Source organism: Streptomyces sp. NPDC030798, assembly GCF_055572275.1.
The window spans coordinates 284485-306199 of record NZ_JBVIDR010000006.1; the positions used below are offsets into that span (position 1 = coordinate 284485).

General features: G+C 72.5%; 19 protein-coding genes. 11 read left to right on the forward strand and 8 right to left on the reverse strand.

Annotated features, from left to right (window positions below):
• Positions 1-115 precede the first annotated feature (115 nt).
• On the reverse strand, positions 116-919 hold the full coding sequence (locus tag ACZ404_RS16535; protein ID WP_468440308.1) for a DUF817 domain-containing protein: 804 nt from the start codon (positions 917-919) through the stop codon (positions 116-118).
• Positions 920-1221: 302 nt separating this feature from the next.
• Here ACZ404_RS16535 and ACZ404_RS16540 point away from each other — a divergent pair, with 302 nt between their 5' ends.
• On the forward strand, positions 1222-2475 hold the full coding sequence (locus tag ACZ404_RS16540) for a lipase family protein (RefSeq protein WP_468440595.1): 1254 nt from the start codon (positions 1222-1224) through the stop codon (positions 2473-2475).
• A gap of 157 nt (positions 2476-2632) precedes the next feature.
• On the opposite strand, the gene ACZ404_RS16545 is transcribed toward ACZ404_RS16540, so the two are convergent.
• Both ACZ404_RS16545 and ACZ404_RS16550 read right to left on the reverse strand, forming a co-directional pair.
• Positions 2633-3442, reverse strand: a complete 810-nt coding sequence (locus tag ACZ404_RS16545) for an IclR family transcriptional regulator (protein WP_468440310.1) — start codon at positions 3440-3442, stop codon at positions 2633-2635.
• The gene (locus tag ACZ404_RS16550) at positions 3439-3858 is read right to left on the reverse strand and encodes a MarR family winged helix-turn-helix transcriptional regulator (RefSeq protein ID WP_468440597.1); all 420 of its coding nucleotides are present in this window, start codon (positions 3856-3858) and stop codon (positions 3439-3441) included. The genes ACZ404_RS16545 and ACZ404_RS16550 overlap by 4 nt, the downstream gene beginning before the upstream one ends.
• Positions 3859-4060: 202 nt before the next feature.
• Here ACZ404_RS16550 and ACZ404_RS16555 point away from each other — a divergent pair, with 202 nt between their 5' ends.
• From ACZ404_RS16555 to ACZ404_RS16580, 6 genes are all read left to right on the forward strand, one after another.
• Complete coding sequence (locus ACZ404_RS16555) at positions 4061-4978, forward strand: SDR family NAD(P)-dependent oxidoreductase (protein WP_468440312.1); 918 nt, start codon at positions 4061-4063, stop codon at positions 4976-4978.
• Positions 4978-5853, forward strand: coding sequence for an amidohydrolase family protein (locus ACZ404_RS16560; RefSeq protein ID WP_468440314.1), 876 nt, complete (start codon positions 4978-4980; stop codon positions 5851-5853). Before ACZ404_RS16555 ends, ACZ404_RS16560 begins: the two co-directional genes overlap by 1 nt.
• A 10-nt stretch (positions 5854-5863) precedes the next feature.
• Complete coding sequence (locus ACZ404_RS16565; RefSeq protein ID WP_468440316.1) at positions 5864-7366, forward strand: acyl-CoA synthetase; 1503 nt, start codon at positions 5864-5866, stop codon at positions 7364-7366.
• Positions 7367-7374: 8 nt separating this feature from the next.
• On the forward strand, positions 7375-7830 hold the full coding sequence (locus tag ACZ404_RS16570) for a MaoC family dehydratase (protein ID WP_468440318.1): 456 nt from the start codon (positions 7375-7377) through the stop codon (positions 7828-7830).
• 410 nt (positions 7831-8240) lie between these two features.
• Complete coding sequence (locus ACZ404_RS16575; protein WP_468440320.1) at positions 8241-9581, forward strand: 6-phospho-beta-glucosidase; 1341 nt, start codon at positions 8241-8243, stop codon at positions 9579-9581.
• Positions 9582-9614: 33 nt separating this feature from the next.
• The gene (locus tag ACZ404_RS16580; RefSeq protein ID WP_468440322.1) at positions 9615-12668 is read left to right on the forward strand and encodes an alpha-mannosidase; all 3054 of its coding nucleotides are present in this window, start codon (positions 9615-9617) and stop codon (positions 12666-12668) included.
• An 808-nt stretch (positions 12669-13476) separates the two neighbouring features.
• On the opposite strand, the gene ACZ404_RS16585 is transcribed toward ACZ404_RS16580, so the two are convergent.
• Positions 13477-15159, reverse strand: a complete 1683-nt coding sequence (locus ACZ404_RS16585) for a carbohydrate binding domain-containing protein (protein WP_468440324.1) — start codon at positions 15157-15159, stop codon at positions 13477-13479.
• A gap of 247 nt (positions 15160-15406) precedes the next feature.
• On the opposite strand from ACZ404_RS16585, the gene ACZ404_RS16590 reads away from it, so the two are divergent.
• A complete protein-coding gene (locus ACZ404_RS16590; RefSeq protein ID WP_468440326.1) occupies positions 15407-16057 on the forward strand; it encodes an RNA polymerase sigma factor in 651 nt (216 codons plus the stop codon).
• Positions 16050-16991 (forward strand): CU044_5270 family protein, encoded by a 942-nt coding sequence (locus ACZ404_RS16595; protein WP_468440328.1) that lies wholly within the window; start codon positions 16050-16052, stop codon positions 16989-16991. Before ACZ404_RS16590 ends, ACZ404_RS16595 begins: the two co-directional genes overlap by 8 nt.
• A gap of 25 nt (positions 16992-17016) precedes the next feature.
• On the opposite strand, the gene ACZ404_RS16600 is transcribed toward ACZ404_RS16595, so the two are convergent.
• Both ACZ404_RS16600 and ACZ404_RS16605 read right to left on the reverse strand, forming a co-directional pair.
• The gene (locus ACZ404_RS16600; RefSeq protein WP_468440330.1) at positions 17017-17544 is read right to left on the reverse strand and encodes an ATP-binding protein; all 528 of its coding nucleotides are present in this window, start codon (positions 17542-17544) and stop codon (positions 17017-17019) included.
• A gap of 165 nt (positions 17545-17709) precedes the next feature.
• Complete coding sequence (locus ACZ404_RS16605) at positions 17710-18885, reverse strand: ATP-grasp domain-containing protein (protein ID WP_468440332.1); 1176 nt, start codon at positions 18883-18885, stop codon at positions 17710-17712.
• Positions 18886-19127: 242 nt separating this feature from the next.
• Between ACZ404_RS16605 and ACZ404_RS16610 the strand changes: the two genes are divergently transcribed.
• Positions 19128-20057: a metallophosphoesterase family protein gene (locus ACZ404_RS16610; RefSeq protein ID WP_468440334.1), complete on the forward strand. Its 930-nt coding sequence runs from the start codon at positions 19128-19130 to the stop codon at positions 20055-20057.
• Entirely contained in the window at positions 20005-20679 is a 675-nt protein-coding gene (locus ACZ404_RS16615; protein ID WP_468440336.1) for a 4'-phosphopantetheinyl transferase family protein, read from the forward strand. The genes ACZ404_RS16610 and ACZ404_RS16615 overlap by 53 nt, the downstream gene beginning before the upstream one ends.
• Before the next feature lie 30 nt (positions 20680-20709).
• Here the strand turns inward: ACZ404_RS16615 and ACZ404_RS16620 are convergent, their stop codons facing one another.
• Positions 20710-20937: a hypothetical protein gene (locus ACZ404_RS16620; protein WP_468440338.1), complete on the reverse strand. Its 228-nt coding sequence runs from the start codon at positions 20935-20937 to the stop codon at positions 20710-20712.
• A 237-nt stretch (positions 20938-21174) separates the two neighbouring features.
• Positions 21175-21714: a toxin-antitoxin system, toxin component gene (locus ACZ404_RS16625; protein WP_468440599.1), complete on the reverse strand. Its 540-nt coding sequence runs from the start codon at positions 21712-21714 to the stop codon at positions 21175-21177.
• Position 21715 lies beyond the last annotated feature (1 nt).

Here is a 21715-nt window from a genome sequence, read left to right on the forward strand (position 1 = left end):
GCGGGTGCTCCACGACAGCGACTGAGAGCGCTCTCAGGAGGTGTGGTCAATGTCCTCTCCGCTCCTGCGGTCGTCAAGAGTTAAAACAAGGAAAGTCGGCTGTCCGCCGGACGGTTCACCCTGTGAAGCCGGGTGGGGTGCCGGTCCGCGACTTCGTCCGGCCGATCGCCGCGAGGACGAAGGTGACGCTGATGAGCAGCGCCCAGGCGCCGAACTTGGCGACGCCCACGGGCTCCCAGCCGTGCAGCTGGTTCGGGTACCGCCAGGCGCCGACGTAGGTCGCGAGGTTCTCCGCCAGCCAGAGGAAGAACCCGATCAGGGTGAAGGACAGCGCCAGCGGCATGCGGCGGCGCACGCCCCGCACGGTATAGCGCACGCTGGTGCCCGCGGTCACGGCCAGGAGGAGGGCGGCGAGCGGCCAGCGGGCGTCGGGCAGCCAGTGGTGGCTGAAGAAGTTGACGTAGACGGCGACGGCCACCACCGCGGTCGCGCGCGGCCGGTAACGGACCAGCTCCAGGTCGAACAGCCGCCAGGCCCGGCAGACGTAACTGCCCACCGCCGCATAGAGGAACCCGCCGTAGAGAGGCACGCCCGCGAACTTCAGCACGGCCGGCTCCGGATAGCTCCACGAGCCCTGTGAGACCTTCACCAGTTCGAAGGCCAGGCCGATGACATGGCAGGCGGAGATGACGGCGACGTCCCGGCCGTCCTCCCAGCCACGCAGCCAGAACAGGAGCGTCAGCAGGACGCCGTAGACGACGAGCAGGTCGTAGCGGGCCACCGGCAGCCGCGGCAGGGAGGCCGAGGCGGCGACCCCGGACAGCAGCGCGATCGCGAACGCGCAGGCGCGGGTGTTGGTCCAGGCGAAGTCGAGCAGCTGACGGGTCCAGGGCTCCGGCGGGCGCGGGCCGGACGGCATGGGCGTGATCATGTTCCTGGGAGACGGTGTACGAGCCGTGTTCGGTTGCGCGGCGGGGCGGGAGTTCGCCGACCACGGCCGCCGATCGGGCGTTTCCCGGCGGGAAGCGGCGCTAGTCACCGGAGCGCAGCCCGGGGCCCGTCGGTTCGTCGTCCTTTAACTACCAGCGCTTACCTACGGATCCGTAACCTCACGGCCTGCTCGGCTTCACGTACCTCTTCACCCCACAGAAGGGACGTTCCGACGTGACGTCTTCCAGGTCCAGCAAGCACACCTCCCCACGCGGGCCCCGCAGAGGAGTCCTGCTCGCCGTCGCCGCCCTGCTCGGCGGGTTGTTCGCGGTGCCGGCCGCCGCCGCCGACGCCGGCACCTCCGCCTCGTGCTCCGCGGCCGACGCCGACATCTACCGGTCTGCGGACCACCCCACCGCCGCCCCGGGCACCGTCCTGGCCTGCCGCCACCTCGACGCACTCCCGATGGTGGGCTTCGACACCCCGCTCGACGCGTGGAAGGTGCAGTACGGCTCGACCGACGGGCGCGGCCGGGCGGTCGCGGTGGCCGGCACGGTCGTCGTGCCGCGCGCCCCGTGGACCGGGCCCGGCCGGCGGCCGGCCGTCGCCTTCGTGCCCGGCACACTCGGGATCGGGCCGCAGTGCGCGTTCTCCAAGCAGCTCGCGGGCCAGTACCAGGACGCCTACGAGGGGCCCAACATCGCGGCGCTGCTCAAGGCCGGGTACGCCGTCGCCGCCACCGACGGTCAGGGGTACCTGGACGGGCAGGTCCACCCCTACGTCGCCGGCGCCGAGGCGGGACACGCGACCCTCGACATGGTGCGGGCCGCGTTCGGCGTGCCGGGCAGCGGGCTCGGGCCGGACACCGAGGTCGGCATCTGGGGCTACTCCGAGGGCGGCGCCGGCAGCCTGTGGGCGGCCCAGCTCGCGCACGCGTACGCCCCCGAGCTCCACGTCGTCGGCTCGGCCTCCGGCGGCATACCGGCCGACCTCAAGCAGGTCGCCGACAACCTCGACGGGAAGTTCTTCGCCGGGTTTCTGATGGACGCGGTGATCGGCCTGTCCGGCACCCACCCGGACGTGCCCTTCGACAGCCTTCTCAACGACAGCGGGCACCAGGCCGTCAAGGACGCCGAGTCGCTGTGCGCGACGGGCACGGTCGGCCGGTTCGCGGGCGCACGGATCGAGCAGTACACCAAGGACGGGCTGACCCTCGACCAGCTCTACGCGCTGCGCGCACCGGACGGCACCAGCTGGAGCGACGTGGTGGAGGCCAACAAGCTCGGCGTGGACGTGGGCACCCCCGGTTCGGGCGCCCGGTACCGGATCGGCTTCCCGGTCCTGCAGTACCGCGGCCTGCTGGACGAGGTGATCCCGGCGGCGACCGCGAGCGCCACCCGCCGCGCCTACTGCGCCGCCGGCATCAGCACCCGCTGGACCTCCTACGCGGGCGACCACCTCACCGGCGACGCCCAGTCGATCTCCGACGTCATCTCCTGGCTCGACGCCCGCTTCGCCGGCCGCCCGGACCCGGGCAACTGCTGACCCCCCGTCCGACACGGCCCTCGTCCGTCCCCGCGCCGCAGCTCCATGGCGCGGGGACTTCGGGGCGCAGGGTTCCGTGTGTCCTGGGCCGCCCGCGTGAGGTGGCGCTCGGCATCGGCAGGGACTTCGTGCTCCTCTTCACGCCGGAGGACGAGCCCTACGACCCCCTGTTCAGGCCCTCGGCGCCCTGGGAGGAGTCCGTGCCGTCCGGGCTCCAGCCCAGGGCCCGGGAGATGCCCCGGGCCGCCAGGCGGACCGCCGGGATCAGGGCCGGTGTCCGGGCGGTCTCGTGGGGGACCACCACGGACACCGCCGCGACGACCTCGCCGGACGGGCCCCGTATCGCGGACGCCACCGAGAGGGCGTCCTCGGTGATCTGGCGGTCGCTCACGGCGGCGCCCGTGCGCCGAACTTCCGCCAGGGTGCGGCGCAGACGGGCCGGATCGGTGATCGTGCAGGGGGTGAAGGAGGCGAGCGGGCCGGCGCAGTAGGCCTGCTGGAAACCGGGGTCGCCGTGGGCCAGCAGGGCCAGGCCGACGCCGGTGGCGTGCAGGGGCCAGCGGGCGCCGACGCGGATCTGCACGCCGACCGCCGAACGGCCCGACAGCCACTCGATGTAGACGACCTCCCCACCGTCGCGCACCGCGAGCTGCACATTCTCGTGGGTCGCCTCGTACAGGTCCTCCAGGTACGGCAGCGCGATCTGCCGCAGCGCCAGACCGCGCGGGGCGAGCGCCGCCACCTCCCACAGGCGCAGCCCCACGTGGTAGGCGCCGTCGCCGTCCCGCTCCAGCGCGCCCCACGCGGTCAGCGCGTTCACCAGCCGGTGCGCGGTGGTCAGGCTGAGCCCGGCCCGGCGGCTGATGTCCGTCAGGCACAGCGCCGGATGCTCGTGGTCGAACGCGGCGAGCACGGCCAGCAGCCGGTCGGGCGCGGAGCGGGCGGACCGGAGCGGCTCGGCGGTCATGGCCGGTCGGCGACCCTCAGCAGCAGGGCGTGCAGCGTCTCGCGCTCCGCCGGGTCGAGGGGGTCCAGCAGGTCGTTGGTGACCCGTCGGCCCGCCTCGTCCGTGCCGCGCAGGAACGCGCGCCCGTCCTCGGTGAGGACGACGATCTTGCTGCGGCGGTCGTCGGGGGACGGGCGCCGCTCGGTGAGGCCGAGCTTCTCCAGATCGTCGACCAGGCCCACGATCGCGCTCGGGTCGTAGCCGAGCCGGGTGCTCAGCTCCCGCTGCAGGGCCCCCTCGCAGCCGGCCAGGAACCGCAGCACCGCGTAGTGGCGCAGCCGCAGCCCGGACTCCTGCAGGAACGCGTTGAACAGCTGTCCGGAGCGCAGGCCCAGGCGGTACAGCAGATAGCCGGTGTCCGCGTGCAGGGCGCGCATCCACGGCTCGTCGTCCAGATCGACGGCTGCCGGGTCGTTCGTGTGCCGGGGGGTGATGGCGGGCTCCCTGTCTCGGATTCTTCGTCTGCTGAGGCCCAGCATGCCGCATCCCGAGGTTTGCAACAACTATTGACGACAACAATTATTGCTCTTAGCTTCGATCTCGGTCGTTCCCCCGTCCCCCGTCCGAAGGGACCCGCACGTGCCCCCCATCGATCTCACCGGCAAGGCCGCCGTCGTCACCGGCAGCGGCCGTGGTCTCGGCCTGGCCTACGCCCGCGCTCTCGCCGCCCACGGCGCCTCGGTGGTCGTCAACGACGTCGACGCGGTCGTGGCCGAGCAGGCCGTGAAGACCATCACCGAGGAAGGCGGCACCGCCGTCGCCGAGGTGGTCCCGGTCGGCACCACCGAGGCCGCCGACCGGCTGGTCGCCCGCGCCGTCGAGGAGTTCGGCAGGCTCGACATCCTGGTGACCAACGCCGGCATCCTGCGCGACAAGGTGCTGTGGAAGATGACCGACGACGACTTCGACGCGGTGCTCACCACCCATCTCAAGGGCACCTTCACCTGCGCCCGCGCCGCCGCCGTCCGCATGCGCGAGCAGGGCGAGGGCGGCACCCTGATCCTGGTCGGCTCCCCGGCCGGCCAGCGCGGCAACTTCGGACAGACCAACTACGCCGCCGCCAAGGCCGGCATCGCCGCCATGGCCCGCACCTGGTCGATGGAGCTGGGCCGCGCCCACATCACCGTCAACGCCATCGTGCCGGTCGCCGCCACCGCCATGACCGAGACGATCCCCGCCTTCGCCCCCTACGTCGAGGCGATGAGGAACGGCGAGCCGCTCCCCGGCTTCCTGCGCAAGGGGGAGGGCTTCGGCACCCCCGAGGACTGCGCCGCCCTCGTGCCCTTCCTCGCCTCCGAGGCCGCGCGCGGCATCACCGGTCAGGCGATCGGCATCGGCGGCGACAAGGTGGCACTCTGGTCGCATCCGCAGGAGATCCGGACGGCGTACGCGGACGGCGGCTGGAGCCCCGAGGCCCTGGCCGACGCCTGGCACACCTCGGTCGGCGCCGAGCCCCAGACGGTCGGCATCCCGGCCCCGAAGATCCCGGAGGCGTGATGGACCTCGGCAAACTGGTCGCCATCGACGTCCACACCCACGCGGAGGTCTCCTCCCAGGGCCACTCCTCCCTGCACGACGACCTGCACGACGCCTCCTCCGCCTACTTCAAGGTCGAGGGCAAGCGCAAGCCGACCCTGGAGGAGACCGCCGTCCACTACCGCGAGCGGAACATGGCTGCCGTGATCTTCACGGTCGACGCCGAGTCGGCGACCGGCACCCCGCCCGTCCCCAACGAGGAGGTCGCCGAGGCGGCCGCCGCCAACGCCGACGTGCTGATCCCCTTCGCCTCCATCGACCCCTTCCGTGGCAGGGCGGGCATCCGGCAGGCCCGCCGCCTGGTCGAGGAGTACGGAGTGAAGGGCTTCAAGTTCCACCCGAGCATCCAGGGCTTCTTCCCCAACGACCGCTCGGTGGCCTACGGCCTGTACGAGGTGATCGAGGAGACCGGCACCATCGCGCTGTTCCACACCGGGCAGACCGGCATCGGCGCCGGCGTGCCCGGCGGGGGCGGGATCCGGCTGAAGTACTCCAACCCGCTGCACATGGACGACGTGGCCGCCGACTTCCCGCACCTGAAGATCATCCTGGCGCACCCGTCCTTCCCCTGGCAGGACGAGGCCCTCGCCGTCGCCACCCACAAGCCGGGCGTGCACATCGACCTGTCCGGCTGGTCGCCGAAGTACTTCCCGCCGCAGCTCGTGCAGTACGCCAACACGCTGCTGAAGGACAAGGTCCTCTTCGGCTCCGACTTCCCCGTCCTCACCCCCGACCGCTGGCTCGCCGACTTCGCGAAGCTGCCGGTCAAGGACGAGGTGAGGCCGAAGATCCTCAAGGAGAACGCCGCCCGCCTGCTCGGGCTGACGAAACCGTAAGGGGCGTGACATGCGCAACGAGGGACTGGGGTCGTGGCCCGCACGCCGGGCCCGCAAGACCCCGCACCGCACCGCCCTGATCCACGGCGACAGCGCACGCACCTACGCCGAGTTGCACGACCGCACCACCCGCCTGGCCCACGTCCTGCACGCGCGGGGCGTACGGCGCGGCGACCGCATCGCCTACCTCGGCCCGAACCACCCCTCCTACCTGGAGACCCTGTTCGCCGCCGGTACGCTCGGCGCGGTCTTCGTGCCGCTCAACACCCGCCTGGCGGGCCCCGAGATCGCCTACCAGCTGGCCGACTCCGGCGCCAAGGCCCTCGTCCACAGCCCCGCGCACGCCGGCACCGTCGGCGGACTGCCCGGCCACACCGACGTCCGTACCTACCTCGAGACCGGCGCCGAGTACGAGGCGGCGCTGGCGTCGGCGTCCGACGAGCCGGTCGACAACCCGGTCACCCCCGAGGACACCTGCATCATCATGTACACCTCGGGGACGACCGGCCGCTCCAAGGGCGCGATGCTCACCCACGGCAACATCACCTGGAACGCGATCAACGTCCTCGTCGACACCGATCTGATCGCCGACGAACGCGCCCTGGTGTCCGCCCCGTTGTTCCACACCGCGGGCCTGAACATGCTGGCGCTGCCGGTTCTGCTCAAGGGCGGCACCTGCGTCCTGGCCGAGGCCTTCGACCCGGCGGCCACCTTCGACCTGATCGAACGGCACCGGATCACCTTCATGTTCGGGGTGCCGACGATGTTCGACCAGGTGGCCCGGCATCCGCGGTGGGGCGACGCCGACCTGTCCTCGCTGCGGATCCTCACCTGCGGCGGCTCCCCGGTGCCGACCCCGCTGATCGCCGCCTACCAGCGGCGCGGGCTGACCTTCCTCCAGGGCTACGGCATGACGGAGGCGGCACCCGGGACGCTGTTCCTGGACGCCGAGCACGCGGTGAGCAAGGCCGGAACGGCGGGCGTGCCGCACTTCTTCAGCGACGTACGGGTGGTCCGGCCGGACCTGAGCCCGGTCGACGTCGGCGAGACCGGCGAGGTCGTGGTCCGCGGCCCCCACGTCATGCCCGGCTACTGGGGGCTGCCCGAGGAGACGGCCGCCTCCTTCGCCGACGGCTGGTTCCGCAGCGGGGACGCGGCCCGGGTCGACGAGGACGGGTACGTCGTCATCGTCGACCGCGTCAAGGACATGATCATCTCCGGTGGGGAGAACGTCTACCCCGCCGAGATCGAGGACCTGCTCCTCACCCACCCCGACATCGTGGAGTGCGCGGTCATCGGCGTACCCGACGACAAGTGGGGCGAGGTGCCGCGCGCGGTGGTCGTCCCCCGCGAGGGCGTCGCCCTCGACCCCGACGAGGTGCTCGCCTCCCTGGCCGGCCGCCTCGCCAAGTACAAGATCCCCAAGTCGGTGGTGCTCGCGGACGAACTCCCGCGCACCGCCTCCGGAAAGCTGCTCAAGTCCCGGGTCCGCACCCGGTACGGCAACAGGTAAGGAACCCCATGAGCATCACCGTGAACGGCCTCGACGAACTGAAGAAGCTGGCCGGCGCAGACCTCGGCACCAGCGAGTGGATCGAGGTCACCCAGGAGCGCATCGACACGTTCGCCGACGCCACCGGGGACCACCAGTGGATCCACGTGGACCCCGAGAAGGCGGCCGGGGGTCCCTTCGGCGCCCCCATCGCCCACGGCTGTCTCACCCTCTCCCTCTTCATCCCCCTGTTCACCGAACTGCTGGACGTGCAGGGCGTGACCACGAAGGTCAACTACGGCCTGAACAAGGTGCGTTTCCCCTCGCCGGTGAAGGTCGGCTCCCGCATCCGCCTGGCCGGCAGGCTGGCGGAGGCCGAGGACGTGCCCGGCGGGGTGCAGATCACCGTCGACGGCACGATCGAGATCGAGGGCGGCGCCAAGCCGGCGGCGGTGCTGCAGAGCCTGAGCCGCTTCTACGCCTGAGGGGCACGGCACCGCGGCGACCGGCGGCCTCAGCCTGACCGGAGTGTCTCTTGCAGCCAGTCGAAGACGACCTCGCTTGAGTCAGCACGGCCCTGAGCGCCCGGACGGCACAGGGACGGTTCCCGGTGACGTGCCCACGCGACTGTCGGTCCGCACCCCGCCGTGCATCCGAGCACCGGCGGCGAACCGCTGCTGCCGTCGCGGTCACCCGGCGCCTGTGGCGCGACCGTGTCGCCGGGGGAGCGGGTGGCCACAACGGCGCGAACGCGCAGGTCCGCACTCCTGGGCAGCAGGACATGATGGTGACGAACGTGCCGGACGCCCCGGCGCCGCGCCTGACTGGTGCGGGCGGGCGTCGCAGCGGACCTGGCGGGCAATCCGGCGGGAAGACCGGCGGGAAAGGTGCACTTGTGAAACTGACGATTCTGGGCGGCGGCGGATTCCGGGTGCCGCTCGTGTACGGGGCGCTCCTCGGGGACCACGCCGAGGGCCGGGTCACCCGGGTCGTGCTGCACGACCTGGACGCGCGGCGGCTCTCCGCGGTGACCCGGGTGCTCGCCGAGCAGGCGGCCGGCGTCGCCGACGCCCCCGAGGTGACCGCCACGACCGATCTGGACGAGGCCCTCACCGGCGCCGACTTCGTCTTCTCCGCGATTCGCGTCGGCGGCCTGCGCGGCCGGGCGGACGACGAGCGCGTGGCTCTGGCCGAGGGCGTCCTCGGCCAGGAGACGGTCGGCGCCGGCGGCATCGCCTACGGCCTGCGGACCGTCCCCGTCGCCGTCGACATCGCCCGGCGGGTGGCCCGTCTCGCCCCGGACGCCTGGGTCATCAACTTCACCAACCCGGCCGGCCTGGTCACCGAGGCCATGTCCCGCCACCTCGGCGACCGCGTCATCGGCATCTGCGACTCGCCGGTCGGCCTGGGCCGCCGCATCGCCCGCGTCCTCGGTGTGAAGAACCCGCAGGACGCCTGGATCGACTACGTCGGCCTCAACCACCTCGGCTGGGTGCGCGGCCTGCGTGTCGCCGGCCGCGACGAACTCCCGCGCCTGCTCGCCGACCCCCAACTCCTCGGCTCCTTCGAGGAGGGCAGGCTCTTCGGCCCCGAGTGGCTGCGATCGCTCGGCGCCGTCCCGAACGAATACCTGCACTACTACTACTTCAACCGCGAGGCCGTGCGCGCCTACCAGCAGGCCGAGAAGACCCGCGGCGCCTTCCTCGCCGAGCAGCAGGCCCGCTTCTACGAGGAGATGCAGCGCCCCGGCGCGGCGGCCCTCGCCGCCTGGGACCGCACCCGCGCCGAGCGCGAGGCGACGTACATGGCCGAGAACCGGGAGACGGCCGGCGCCGGTGAACGCGACGCCGACGACCTCTCCGGCGGCTACGAGAAGGTGGCCCTCGCCCTGATGCGGGCCATCGCCCGCGACGAGCGCACCACCCTGATCCTCAACGTGCGCAACCTCGGCACCCTGTCCGTCCTGGACGCCGACGCCGTCATCGAGGTGCCCTGCCTCGTCGACGCCAACGGCGCCCACCCGGTCGCGGTCGACCCGCTGCCCGGCCATGCGACCGGCCTGGTCTGCGCGGTCAAGGCGGTCGAGCGGGAGGTGCTGGCCGCCGCCGAGTCCGGCTCCCGCGCGACGGCCGTGAAGGCCTTCGCGCTGCATCCACTGGTCGACTCGGTCACCGTCGCCCGCCGGCTGGTCGAGGGGTACACCGCCGTCCATCCCGGCCTGGCGTACCTTGGGTAAGCGCTTTCCACCACCTCTCCCTGGAGCTTCCTGATGCACGACGAACGCCGCCGGATCGAGGAGCGCGCCGAGCGCCTCCACACCCAGCGCATCAAGCCCGCGATCTACGCGGAACGGGCGCCCCTCGAGGTGGCGGCCTGGCAGGCCCCCGGGGAGCCGGTCCCCTTCGAGGAGGCCGCCGCCGCGCGCTACGAGCCGTTCGCCATGGACACCCCGTGGGGGCCGCCCTGGGGCACCACCTGGTTCCGCATGCGCGGCCGGGTCCCCGCCGCCTGGGCGGGCCGGCGCGTCGAGGCGGTCATCGACCTCGGCTTCGTCGGCGGCTGGCCCGGCAACCAGGCCGAGGCACTGGTCCATCTGCCCGACGGGCGGCCGCTGAAGGCGGTCAACCCGCTCAACCAGTACGTGCCGATCGCCAACCCCGCGACGGGCGGCGAGAGAATCGACTACCTGGTCGAGGCGGCCTCCAACCCGGACATCCTGGCCGACGGCTTCGCCGGGCCGACCCACCTCGGCGACGTGCTCACGGCCGGCGACAAGCCGCTGTACGTCTTCCGGTGCGCCGACCTCGCCGTCCTCGACGAGGAGGTCTGGCACCTCGACCTGGACGTCCAGGTGCTGCGCGAGCTGATGCTGCAGCTCGGCGAGCACGACCCGCGCCGGCACGAGATCATGCACGCCCTCGACCGGGCGATGGACCTGCTCGACCTCGACGACGTCTCCGGCTCGGCACCCGCCGTGCGCGAGGCGCTGAAACCGGCGCTGGCCAGGCCCGCGCACGCCAGCGCACACACCGTCTCCGGCGTCGGCCACGCCCACATCGACTCCGCCTGGTTGTGGCCGATCCGCGAGACCAAGCGCAAGACGTCCCGCACCTTCTCCAACGTCACGTCGCTCGCCGACGAGTACGAGGACTTCATCTTCGCCTGCTCGCAGGCCCAGCAGTACGAGTGGGTCCGCGACCACTACCCGCACGTGTGGGCCCGCATCCAGGAGTCCGTGAAGAAGGGCCAGTGGGCCCCGGTCGGCGGCATGTGGGTGGAGGCCGACGGCAACCTGCCCGGCGGCGAGGCCCTCGCCCGCCAGCTCATCCACGGCAAGCGGTTCTTCATCGAACACTTCGGCATCGAGACCAAGGGCGTCTGGCTGCCGGACTCCTTCGGCTACACCGCCGCCTACCCGCAGCTGGCCCGGCTCGCCGGCAACGAGTGGTTCCTCACCCAGAAGATCTCCTGGAACCAGACCAACGCCTTCCCGCACCACACCTTCTGGTGGGAGGGCATCGACGGCACCCGCATCTTCACGCACTTCCCGCCCGTCGACACCTACAACGCCCGCTTCAGCGGCGAGGAGATGGCCCGCGCGGTGCGCAACTACCGCGAGAAGGGCGCCGCCACGCGCTCCCTGGCCCCCTTCGGCTGGGGCGACGGCGGCGGCGGCCCCACCCGCGAGATCATGGAGCGGGCCCGCCGGCTCGCCGACCTGGAGGGCTCGCCCAAGGTCGTCGTGGAGCACCCCGACGAGTTCTTCGCCAAGGCCCGTGCGGAGTACCCCGACGCCCCGGTCTGGGTGGGCGAGCTCTACCTGGAGCTGCACCGCGCCACCTACACCTCCCAGGCCCGCACCAAGCAGGGCAACCGGCGCAGCGAACACAGGCTGCGCGAGGCCGAGTTGTGGGCGACCACGGCCGCGCTGCACGCGCCGGGCTACGCCTACCCGTACGAGAAGCTCGACCGCCTCTGGAAGACGGTGCTGCTGCACCAGTTCCACGACATCCTGCCCGGCTCGTCCATCGCCTGGGTGCACCGCGAGGCCGAGGCCGCATACGCCCGGGTCGCCGAGGAACTGGAGGAGCTGACGGCCGAGGCGGTGGCCGCGCTCGGCGCCGGCGGGACGCGGGTGTTCAACACGAGCCCGTACCACCGCGCCGAGGTGGTCCGCACCGCCGAGGGCGCACCGGCGTACGTCGAGGTGCCCGCGAGCGGCAGCGCGCCGCTGGGCGAGGCCGGGCCCCCGCGGCCGGTGACCGTCGCCGGGCGGGTCCTCGACAACGGGCTGGTCCGGGTGGAGGTCGCCGAGGACGGCACCCTCGCGTCGGTACGCGATCTGCGCGCGGACCGAGAGGTCCTCGCCGACCCGGGCAACCTGCTCCGCCTGCACACCGATCTGCCGAACTACTGGGACGCCTGGGACATCGACAAGCACTACCAGAACCGCTACACGGACCTGCTGGACGCCGACTCGGTCACGGTCGTCGAGGAGGACCCGCTGGTCGGCGCGATCCGCGTGGAGCGCTCCTTCGGCAAGGGCTCGACGATCGTCCAGACGATCACCGTCCGGGCCGGCAGCCCCCGGATCGACATCGAGACCGACATCGACTGGCACGAGGCGGAGAAGATCCTCAAGGCCGCCTTCCCGGTGGACGTACGCGCCGCGCACTCCTGCGCCGAGATCCAGTTCGGCCACGTCCAGCGGCCCACGCACACCAACACGAGCTGGGAGGCGGCCCGTTTCGAGGTGTCCGGCCACCGCTGGGTGCACATCGGGGAGCCGGGCTACGGTGTCGCCGTCCTCAACGACTCGACGTACGGCCACGACGTCTCCCGCACGGTCCGCGAGGACGGCGGTACGACGACCACGGTCCGGCTGAGCCTGGTGCGCGCCCCGCGCGTCCCGGACCCGGGCGCCGACCAGGGCCGGCACCGCTTCACCTACTCCCTGCTGCCCGGCGCGACCATCGAGGACGCCGTGGCCGAGGGCTACGCCCTCAACCTGCCGCTGCGCGTGGCGCAGGCGGCGGGCGCGCCGGAACCGGTGGTGTCGGTGACCGGCGAGGGGGTGACCGTGGAGGCGGTGAAGCTGGCCGACGACACGTCCGGCGACGTCGTCGTACGCCTCTACGAGTGCCGGGGCGGCCGGGCGACCGGGGTCCTGCGCACCGGCTTCCCGCTCGCGGCGGCCCAGATCACCGATCTGCTGGAGCGGCCACTGGAGGACGCGGTGGTGCACGGCGACGGCCGGATCACCGTGGCCCTGCGACCGTTCCAGATCCTGACCCTGCGCCTGCGGCGGTCCGAGAAGGGCTGAACGAGACGTTGCGACCCCGCGGCCGCCGCCGATGACGTGCGGCACCCGCGGTGGTCGCGGGGCGGCGGCCGGACGGGTCACCCGGCGCGGCGCTGGGAGCGGCCGGCGGGCCGTGGTCGTCTGTGGTGGGCTGGGCGGGTTCTCCGGCGGTCCGGCCGTGGGGCGCCGACGGTTGCGGCGGGCGGTGATCGTCGTCGGTGGCCGGGACGGGTTGTCCGGCGCGGCGCTGGGAGCGGCCGGCGGGCGGTGGTCGTCGTCGGTGGCCGGGACGGGTTGTCCGGCGGTCCGGCCGTGGGGCGCCGACGGTTGCGGCGGGCGGTGATCGTCGTCGGTGGCCGGGACGGGTTGTCCGGCGGTGCGGTGGTGTCGGTGCCCGCGGTGGTCCTGGGTGGGCAGCGAGGGGGTTGTCCGGCGGCCCGCTGCGAGGGGCGCTGATGATGCGTGGCGCGCGGTGGTGGAGGGGCGGCGGCCGGACGGGTTGTCAGGTGCGGGCGGGTGCGGCTGCTCGGCGCGGTGCTGCGGGTGGCCGGTGCGTGGTGGTCGTCCGGGCGGGGTTGCCCGGGCGGGTTGAGACGTGTCCGCGTCCTGGGCGGGTGTCGTTCGGGTCGGCCGGTCGCTCCCCGTGACCGCGGCCGGCCGACCCGATCCCCCGTCCCCCGGCGGTGCTTCCCCCGTGTCCCCGTCCCCGCCGGTGCTTCCCCCGTTCCTGATAACAAGAGCCGTCCGGTCGCCCCCTGATACACCCTGGGCGGAAAAAAAATCCCCCCGGCCCGGGAGCCGGGGGGACGCTGGTCGTGCGGGGCCTCGGTCAGCCGGTGAAGCCGGCCGTGATCGAGGTGAACTGCCAGGTGTTCTGGCTGATGCCGGAGCAGTTGCTCACCACGCCGCCGCCGGGGCACGGCCGGTCGCGGTTGACCGCCCAGTAGGCGAGCCGCGCGATGTGGTGGGAGTTGGCCCAGTCACGGATCTGGGTCCAGATCGCCGCAGTGGTGTTCTCCTGCTGGTCGGACAGACCGTTCATGCCGGAGATGCCCATGTGCGCGTAGGCGGTCGCGTCGTCCCAGCCGAACGTGGACTTCAGCTTGGCCTTCAGCCCCTCGGCCGCGTTCACGGTGTTGCCGTACATGTCCGAGCCGCCGCCGAAGTCGAACGGCATGATGGTGAAGACGTCGATGTTCGCGCCGAGCGACTGCGCCTGCTCGATGAGCCGGTTGCCGTAGTACGTCGGCCCGGTGGTGGACGTGCCGAAGGTGACGATGGTCTTCAGGCCCGGGTTGTTGGCCTTGACCGTCTTCAGCGCGGTCAGGATCTTCGCCTGGACGGCCTCGTTCTCGAACTCGTCCGTGTTCTCGATGTCCATGTCGACGGCCTTCAGACCGTAGGCGTCGATCACCTTCTGAAGGGCGCCGGCCAGCGCGGCCGCCGAGGAGCAGTTGGCGCCGAGCTTGCTGCCCTGCCAGCCGCCGAACGACGGGACGATGTCACCGCCCGCCGAGCGGATCTGGTTGATCGCGCTCTGGTCGGCGCCGCCGGTCAGCGGCCGGCTGCCGTCCCAGGCGGGCGTGCAGCCGCCGGAGTCCAGCACGAACGCCATGGTGAACCACTTGATGCCGGTCGCGCTCATCACCGTGCTCGGGTTCGGCGGATCGCCCCAGCCCTCGTACAGGTACGGCGCCGCCTGCTTGAACCCGGTCCCGCCGGATCCCGCGTCCGTCGTCACGCCGACCGAGTTGGAGGCCGGTGAGGTGTTCCCGGCCGCGTCCCGGGCCTTCACGGTGAAGGTGTACGACGTGCTCGGCGACAGCCCGCTCACCGTGGCCGACGTCCCCGAGACGGTGAGGACCTGGTTCGAGCCGCTGTAGACGTCGTACGCCGTGACACCGACGTTGTCCGTCGCGGCGTTCCACTTCAGCGACACGCTCGAGGACGTCTTGCCGGTGGAGGTGAGCCCGCTGGGCGCGGTCGGCGCCTGGGTGTCGCTGCCCCCTGTGCCGCCGGGGCCGTCGAGGCTGATGTCGTCGGCGTAGTAGGAGCCCTGGGCGTACCAGCCGTGCACATAGAGGGTGGCGGTGGTCTGCGAGGCGCCGGTGGTGAAGGAGACGCTCAACTGGCTGTACGCCGACGGGGACGTCGTCCAGGTCGAGGCGCCGCCGTTCACGCCGAGGTAGACGTACGAGCCCCGGACCCAGCCGCTGAGGGTGTACGTCGTGTTCGGCTTGACGGTGACGGTCTGGCTGCACTGCGCGTTGTCGCTGGAAGTGACCGCTCCCTGCAGGGCCTTGGAACCGCTGTGCACGGGAGAGGAGACGACCGACCCCAGGTTGCCGGTGCAGGTCCAGGGGGAGAGGCCGCCCGACTCGAAGCCGGGGTTGGTGAGAAGGTTGGCCGCTTGGGCGGTGCCGGGCAGCGCGACGGCTCCGCCGAGGGCGAGAGCGGCGGTGCCGAGCAGGGCGAGCAGCCGGCGTCTGGGACGTCCGAGTGTCTGGCGCACGCGATCTCCCTGTGGGGATGGGGATGTTGGGGAGTGCAGTGAAGTGCGGGGGATGCGTCACTGAATTTGGTATGGACCAATCCGGCTGTCAAGGAGAACGACGGAATTGGTCCATACCGGTGGGTGCCGACGAGCGTGTGAGGCAGGTCACGGAAAGGGATGGAACTCCCCGCCGCGCAACGGCGAACAGCAGACGTTCGGCACAACGGCCCTTGGAGGGAGACGACATGAAGCACAGAGGCACCGCGTGACACGGCCGCCCGACACCGAAGCCGTCGCCGCCGCGGCGGCGGACGCGGCCGGCGGCCACGACCGCTGCGACAGCGCCATCATCGAACGGTCCTGGGAGACGCCCGACGCGTTCGCCGTCATCTTCGACCGCTACGCCGACGACATCCACCGCTACGTCGCACGGCGGCTGGGCCCGGACACCGCCGACGATCTGATGGCGGAGACGTTCGTGACCGCCTTCCAGCGCCGCCGACGCTACGACCTGTCCCATGCCCACGCCCGGCCCTGGCTGTACGGGATCGCCACCAACCTGATCGGCCGCCACCGCAGGGACGAGGCCCGCAGGCTGCGCGCCCTGTCCCGCGCGGCCTCCCTGGCACCGGGTCACGCACCCGACGTGGACCCGGTCACCGGGCCGCCCGGCACCGAGGACACGCACGCCGCGCTCGCCGGTGCCCTCGCCGCGCTGCCCGCCCGGTACCGGGACGTGCTGCTGGTGACCGCCTGGGGCGACCTCGACTACGCGGAGGCCGCGCAGGCCCTCGACATCCCCGTCGGCACGGTGCGCTCCCGGCTGCACCGCGCCCGCGCCAAACTGCGCCGGGCCCTGGGCGGGCCCGCACTCACCCCCTCGACCGCATCCCGGAAGGAGAGCGACCATGGATGAACTGACTCGGGTGCGCCGATGGGACACCGCCGGCCACGGGCCGTCCGACGACGCCCGTGCCGCCGCCCGCGCCCGCCTCACCGCCGCCATCGCCGAGGAACGCCGTGCCGCCCCCCGCAGGCGTGAGCTGAGCCGGCGGCTCCTGGTCCGCGGCGGGCTGGCCGGCGCGGCCGCGGCCGCGGTGGGTGCCGTCGTCGTCGTGGCGGAGGGCACCGGGGACGACCGCAAACCCCGCCTGGGCACGGTCGGCGCGAGCGAGGTGCTGCGCCGGGCCGCCGACCGCACCCGCGCCGAGGGCGACACCCTGCCGGTGCCGCGCGACGACCAGTACTTCTACACCAAGACCTTCATCCGACGGACCCCGGTGCAGGGCGGGCCGACCCGGACGTGGACCGACGAGAGCTGGATGTCGGTCGACGGCTCCCGGCCCTCTCTGCGCGAGGAGCACGGCAAGATCCACCACGACCCGCCGCTCGGCAAGCACGAGGTGCGCTGGCCGCCCACCGTCTACGCCCAGCTGAAGAAGCTGCCGACGGACCCCGACAAGCTGCTGGCCCGGTTCAGGGGCGCCCTGCCGAGCAAGCCCGACGACGACCTGTTCGTGTACTTCGATCTGAGCATGCTGATGATGGGTCCGCGCGTGATGCCCCCCGGCCTGCAGGCCGCCGCCTTCGAGGCGCTGTCGAAACTGCGCCGGATCCGCCTGGACCACGACGCCGTGGACGCCGACGGCCGCCGCGCCGTCGCCGTCTCCTACCCGAAGGCGTCCTTCAGCTTCCTCTTCGACCGCAGGACGTACGCGTACCTGGGCCTGCGCACCAAGGGCAGCGTGCCGAAGAAGGTGCACGGCGAGTGGCAGCAGACGGGCTGGTACTACGAGGCCAGGACGCTGCGGGAGCTGCGGGTGGTGGACCGGATCGGCCGGCGCCGCTGACTCCGGCCCGGGGGGCCTGCCGGGGTCAGTCCGTCTGCCGTGTTCGCTCCGGGAGTGGGGAGAACAGGACGGTCCGGTCCCTGGCGGTGCTGCCGCCGCGACGGGGGGTGACGCGAAGGCGGGCAGTGACCTGCTTCCCCCGGGCGAGGGGAGTGACGGTCACTTTCGTGCTGGCCGCGCGCACCAGGTGCAGTCCGTGGCCCCCTACGCGGTGGCGGTCCGGCCTTTTGAACACCGGCTCTTCGGCGGAGGTGTCCCACACGGTGATCACCAGTTCCTCGCCGATCAGGTGCAGGGTGAGCCCGCAGGGCCCGGGCGCGTGGCGGATGGCGTTGGTGACCAGTTCGCTGACGACGAGCCTGGCATCCAGGACCACCGGTTCGGGAACGGGCGCGTGGCCGGCGTGAGGGGCATGAGTGAGGAAGGCGCGTAGGGCCTGGCGCGCGTCACCGGCGCGGGCGGCGCCGTCGGCCCAGACCGTGCTGTAGCGCAGCGTGGCCTGCTCACTGATGCCCTGATCGTCTGCCGCCTGCTTCATAAGCGGATCAATCATGTGTGGGCTCTTTCCCTGCTGTTCGCCGTTGTGCACGGCTGTCCGCCGAGCGTGTACCCCGGCCACCGAGCCCGTACGCCGCAAACCAGCTCAGATCGCTCCTACTCGCGCCAGGCGGGTCCGCTGCACCTGACGCGGCGGGCGAGGGCGGGCAGCCGTCGACACTCAGGGAGTCAAGCTCGGGCCCGGTCGCCGGTCGGAGGTGATGGAGGCGAGTCGGCCCTGGAGAGGGAGTGCCTCGGCCGCGGTGGCCGGTGCCACGGGCGCCGGTACGGCCGGCAGCAGCACCTCGGGCTCCACCCGCTGCTGCGGCAGCGACACCGGCCGCAGCGGCCGGGGCCCGGCCACCACCGTGTAGTCCTGCCCCAGGAACGGCGGCTCGACCGGCCCCGGGTCCTCGCCCAGCGCCAACTGCACGGCCGCCCAGGGCGCGTTCACCCCACAGAGCGACAGCTGGTGCAGGCCGCCGGCGGGCCGTGTGTTGACGTCCATCAGCACCGGGCGGTCACCGAGCATCCGGAACTGGACGTTGGACAGGTAGTGCAGCCCGAAGCCCTCCGCGATCAGCCGGGCCGGCGCCAACCACTGCTCGTGCAGCGTGAAGCCCCGGCGGCGGCCGTTCTTGGTACGGCCCACGGCCAGCCGGACGCGGTTGTCCGGACCGGTCAGGCAGTCGACGGACACCTCCGGCTGCTCCAGGCGCGGCATCACCAGCCAGTCCACCGGCTCCTCGGCCCGGCGCAGTGCCTCGACGACCAGGTCGAGAGGGACGTGCGGACCGGGGAAGCCGTTGAGGTGCGTCATCGAGAAGGAGGCGCGCGTGATCACCCGGAAGCCGACCCCGCCGGCGCCGGCGGCCGGTTTGAAGCACGCCTTGTGCCCGGACGCCTCCAACTCCTCGACAGCCGCGAGGAGTTCGTCGACCGTGCGCACACGCCACCACGGCGGCACCGGCACGCCGACCGAGCGGACCGCCTCGTACGCGGTCGCCTTGTCCTCGAACACGGCCACCGCCTCGGGCGTCGGCGCCAGCAGCGCCGTACCCGCCGCCGCGAACTCGGCGCGGTGCGCCACGATCGCCGCCTGGTGCAGCCGGGGCACGAACACGTCGATGCCGCGCCGCGCGCACTGGTCCAGCGCGTACTCGACGTACCCGGCCGGGGACAGGCCCTCCGGCTCCAGGTCGGCGGTGTCGGCCGCGGCCAGCACGGGGGAGTCGGGGTCCCCGTGCGTGGCATGGATCTCGACGGCCCGATCGCTGGGATTTCTCCGCAGCTGATCCATGAAGAACACGTTCTCCGCGTACGTGCGGTTGAGCCAGACGCGTACGCGAGAGAGCATGCAGGCCGCCTTTCAGGGTTTTCGGGCAGGGCGCAGCGGCCCGTGCCCGGGCAGGAGAGAAGGAAGGGACACCAGACAGCCCTGGGAAAAGGGAGTTGGGCGATGGTGTTGGGGCGATCATAAGGCTTTCGGACGGCCCCGCGTGCAACGCATGTGTTACGGATTGGCGCCGCCCGTGGGGCCACCCGGCCGGAGTTCGCCTTGTCCCCGGACGGTGAATGTGCTGTCGTGGTGCCGACCGGATGATCGCGAGGGGGGTACGGGTGGAGGAGCCGACGGCCGGGGCCGGAGAGCTGCTGGCCATCAGTGACCTGCACGTCTCCTATCCCGAGAACCGCGCGCTCGTCGAGGCGATGCGCCCCGTCACGGACGACGACTGGCTGATCGTGGCCGGGGACGTCGCGGAGACGGTCGAGGACATCCGGTGGACCCTCGCCACGCTCGCGGGCCGCTTCCGCAAGGTGCTGTGGGCACCCGGCAACCACGACCTGTGGACCCACCCGAGGGACAGCGTCACGCTGCGCGGCGTCGCCCGCTACGAGCATCTCGTCGCCGTGTGCCGGGAGCTGGGCGTCACCACGCCCGAGGACCCCTACCCCGTGTGGCGCGGCCCCGGCGGCCCGGTCGCGGTGGCCCCGCTGTTCCTGCTCTACGACTACTCCTTCCTGCCGGCCGGCTGTGCCACCAAGGAGGAGGGGCTGGCCTACGCGGAGAGCACCGGCGTCGTCTGCAACGACGAGTACCTGCTGCATCCCGACCCCTACCCGTCCCGCGAGGACTGGTGCCGCGCCCGGGTCGCCGAGACCGAGCGCAGGCTCGCCGAACTGCCCGCGGACCTGCCCGTCGTCCTCGCCAACCACTATCCGCTGGACCGGCATCCGACGGACGTGCTCTGGTACCCCGAGTTCGCCCTGTGGTGCGGCACCACCCGCACCGCCGACTGGCACCGCCGCTTCCGCGTCGCGACCATGGTCTACGGCCATCTGCACATCCCGCGGACCACCTGGCACGAGGGTGTCCGCTTCGAAGAGGTGTCCGTGGGATATCCCCGCGAATGGCGCACCCGCCCGGTACCCCCGGGGCAGCCGCGCCGCATTCTGCCGATGGAGGTCGGGCCAGGTGATCGAGGAGCTGCTCCCGGAGTCGGTGGTGGCCGTGGAGACGTACGGTGACCAGGACGCCGAGGACGTCGCGCTGTACCCCGAGGAAGAGCTGCTCGTCGCGCGGGCGGTGACCAAACGGCGCCGGGAGTTCGCGGCCGTGCGGGGGTGCGCCCGGCGGGCCATGGAGAAGCTCGGGGTGCCGCCGCAGCCCGTCCTCACCGGTGAGCGCGGTGCGCCGCAGTGGCCCGAGGGGCTGGCCGGCAGCATGACCCACTGCGACGGCTACCGCGCCGCCGCGCTGGTCCGCTCCGCCGACCTGGCCGCCCTCGGCATCGACGCCGAGCCGCACGGGCCGCTGCCGGACGGTGTCTTCGACACCATCGCGCTGCCCGCCGAGCAGGACCGGGACCGCGCGCTGCGCGCCGCCGGGCCCGCCGTCCACTGGGACCGGCTGCTGTTCAGCGCCAAGGAGTCCGTCTACAAGGCGTGGTTCCCGCTCACCCGCGCCTGGCTGGACTTCTCGGAGGCCGACATCGAGTTGTTCCCCGCGGACGCCGGCCGGGGCCGCTTCGTCGCCCGTCTCCTCGTCCCCGGACCGATGGTGGGCGGCACCCGGCTCGGGGCGTTCGAGGGCGGCTGGCTGATCGAGGACGGTCTGGTCCTCACCGCGGTGACCGTCCCGCACTCCTGACCGGGACGGTCACGCGGCGCCCGGCCGGGCTCACTCCTGGGGGCACCAGTGGCGCAGCAGCCGGAAGAACTCCTCCTCGTTGCCCGCGAGTCCGGCCCCCGCCAGGGCCCGCTCCGCCTCGGCTAGCACGGTCGGCGGCAGCAGCACGGGGCGGCCGCCGTCCGGTGGCCCGTCGAAGGCGGCGCGCACGGTATGCAGAAGCCGCAGATAGGCCTGGACGGCGGTGCGCTCACGGTCGGTCAGTACGGCGGTCGGCATCGGTCGGCTCTCCCCGGTTTCGGTTCAGGCGCCCCACGGCGCCGTGCACCGCCTCCTACGGCACACACCTCCAGCTTGCCGCCCCGCACTGACAACGCCGCTGCGTCCGCCCCCGGTTCGCCCACCCAGCGGAACGAAACACCGCCGGCGCGGGTCCGGCGGCGCGGGCGAGGGCGGGCTACGGGGGCAGATGCCCGCCACGGGCGCGGGTGCAGCTCGATCGGCGCCGCCGGCCCCTCAGCCCTGCGGCCCCGGGTAGCCCAGGGACGCCTCGATGCGCCCGGCGACGTCGTTGCGGCGGATCGGCGGGCGAAGGGTGGGGCCGGCCAGCCAGGTGCGGCACTTGCTGGCGAGGAGCAGACCGAAGGCCTCCGCGTCACGCTCCTCCGTGTGATCGAAACGGGTGCGGGCGGCGACCCGGTGCACGGCGGCCTGGAGAGCCGTCTGGTCGGTGTCGTCGCCCAGCAGCCGGGTGGCCACGCCGAGCCCGTCGACATGGTGGCCCGAGTGATCGGCCTGCATGTGCCACAGTTCGTGACCGAGGATCACCAACTGATGGTCGGGAGCGGTGCGTTCCTCCACTACGACCAGGTCCCGGTCGGCCATGTCCAGCCACAGCCCGCTCGCCGTACCGGGCGGAAAGGCGGCCGTACGGAAGTGCACGGGACGCCCGCGGCGGCGGCTCATCGCCTCGCACAGCGCCGTGTACAGCTCGTGCGGCACGGCCGGCGCCGGCAGCGTGAGACCCCCGACCAGCTCGGCGCACAGCCGGCGCATG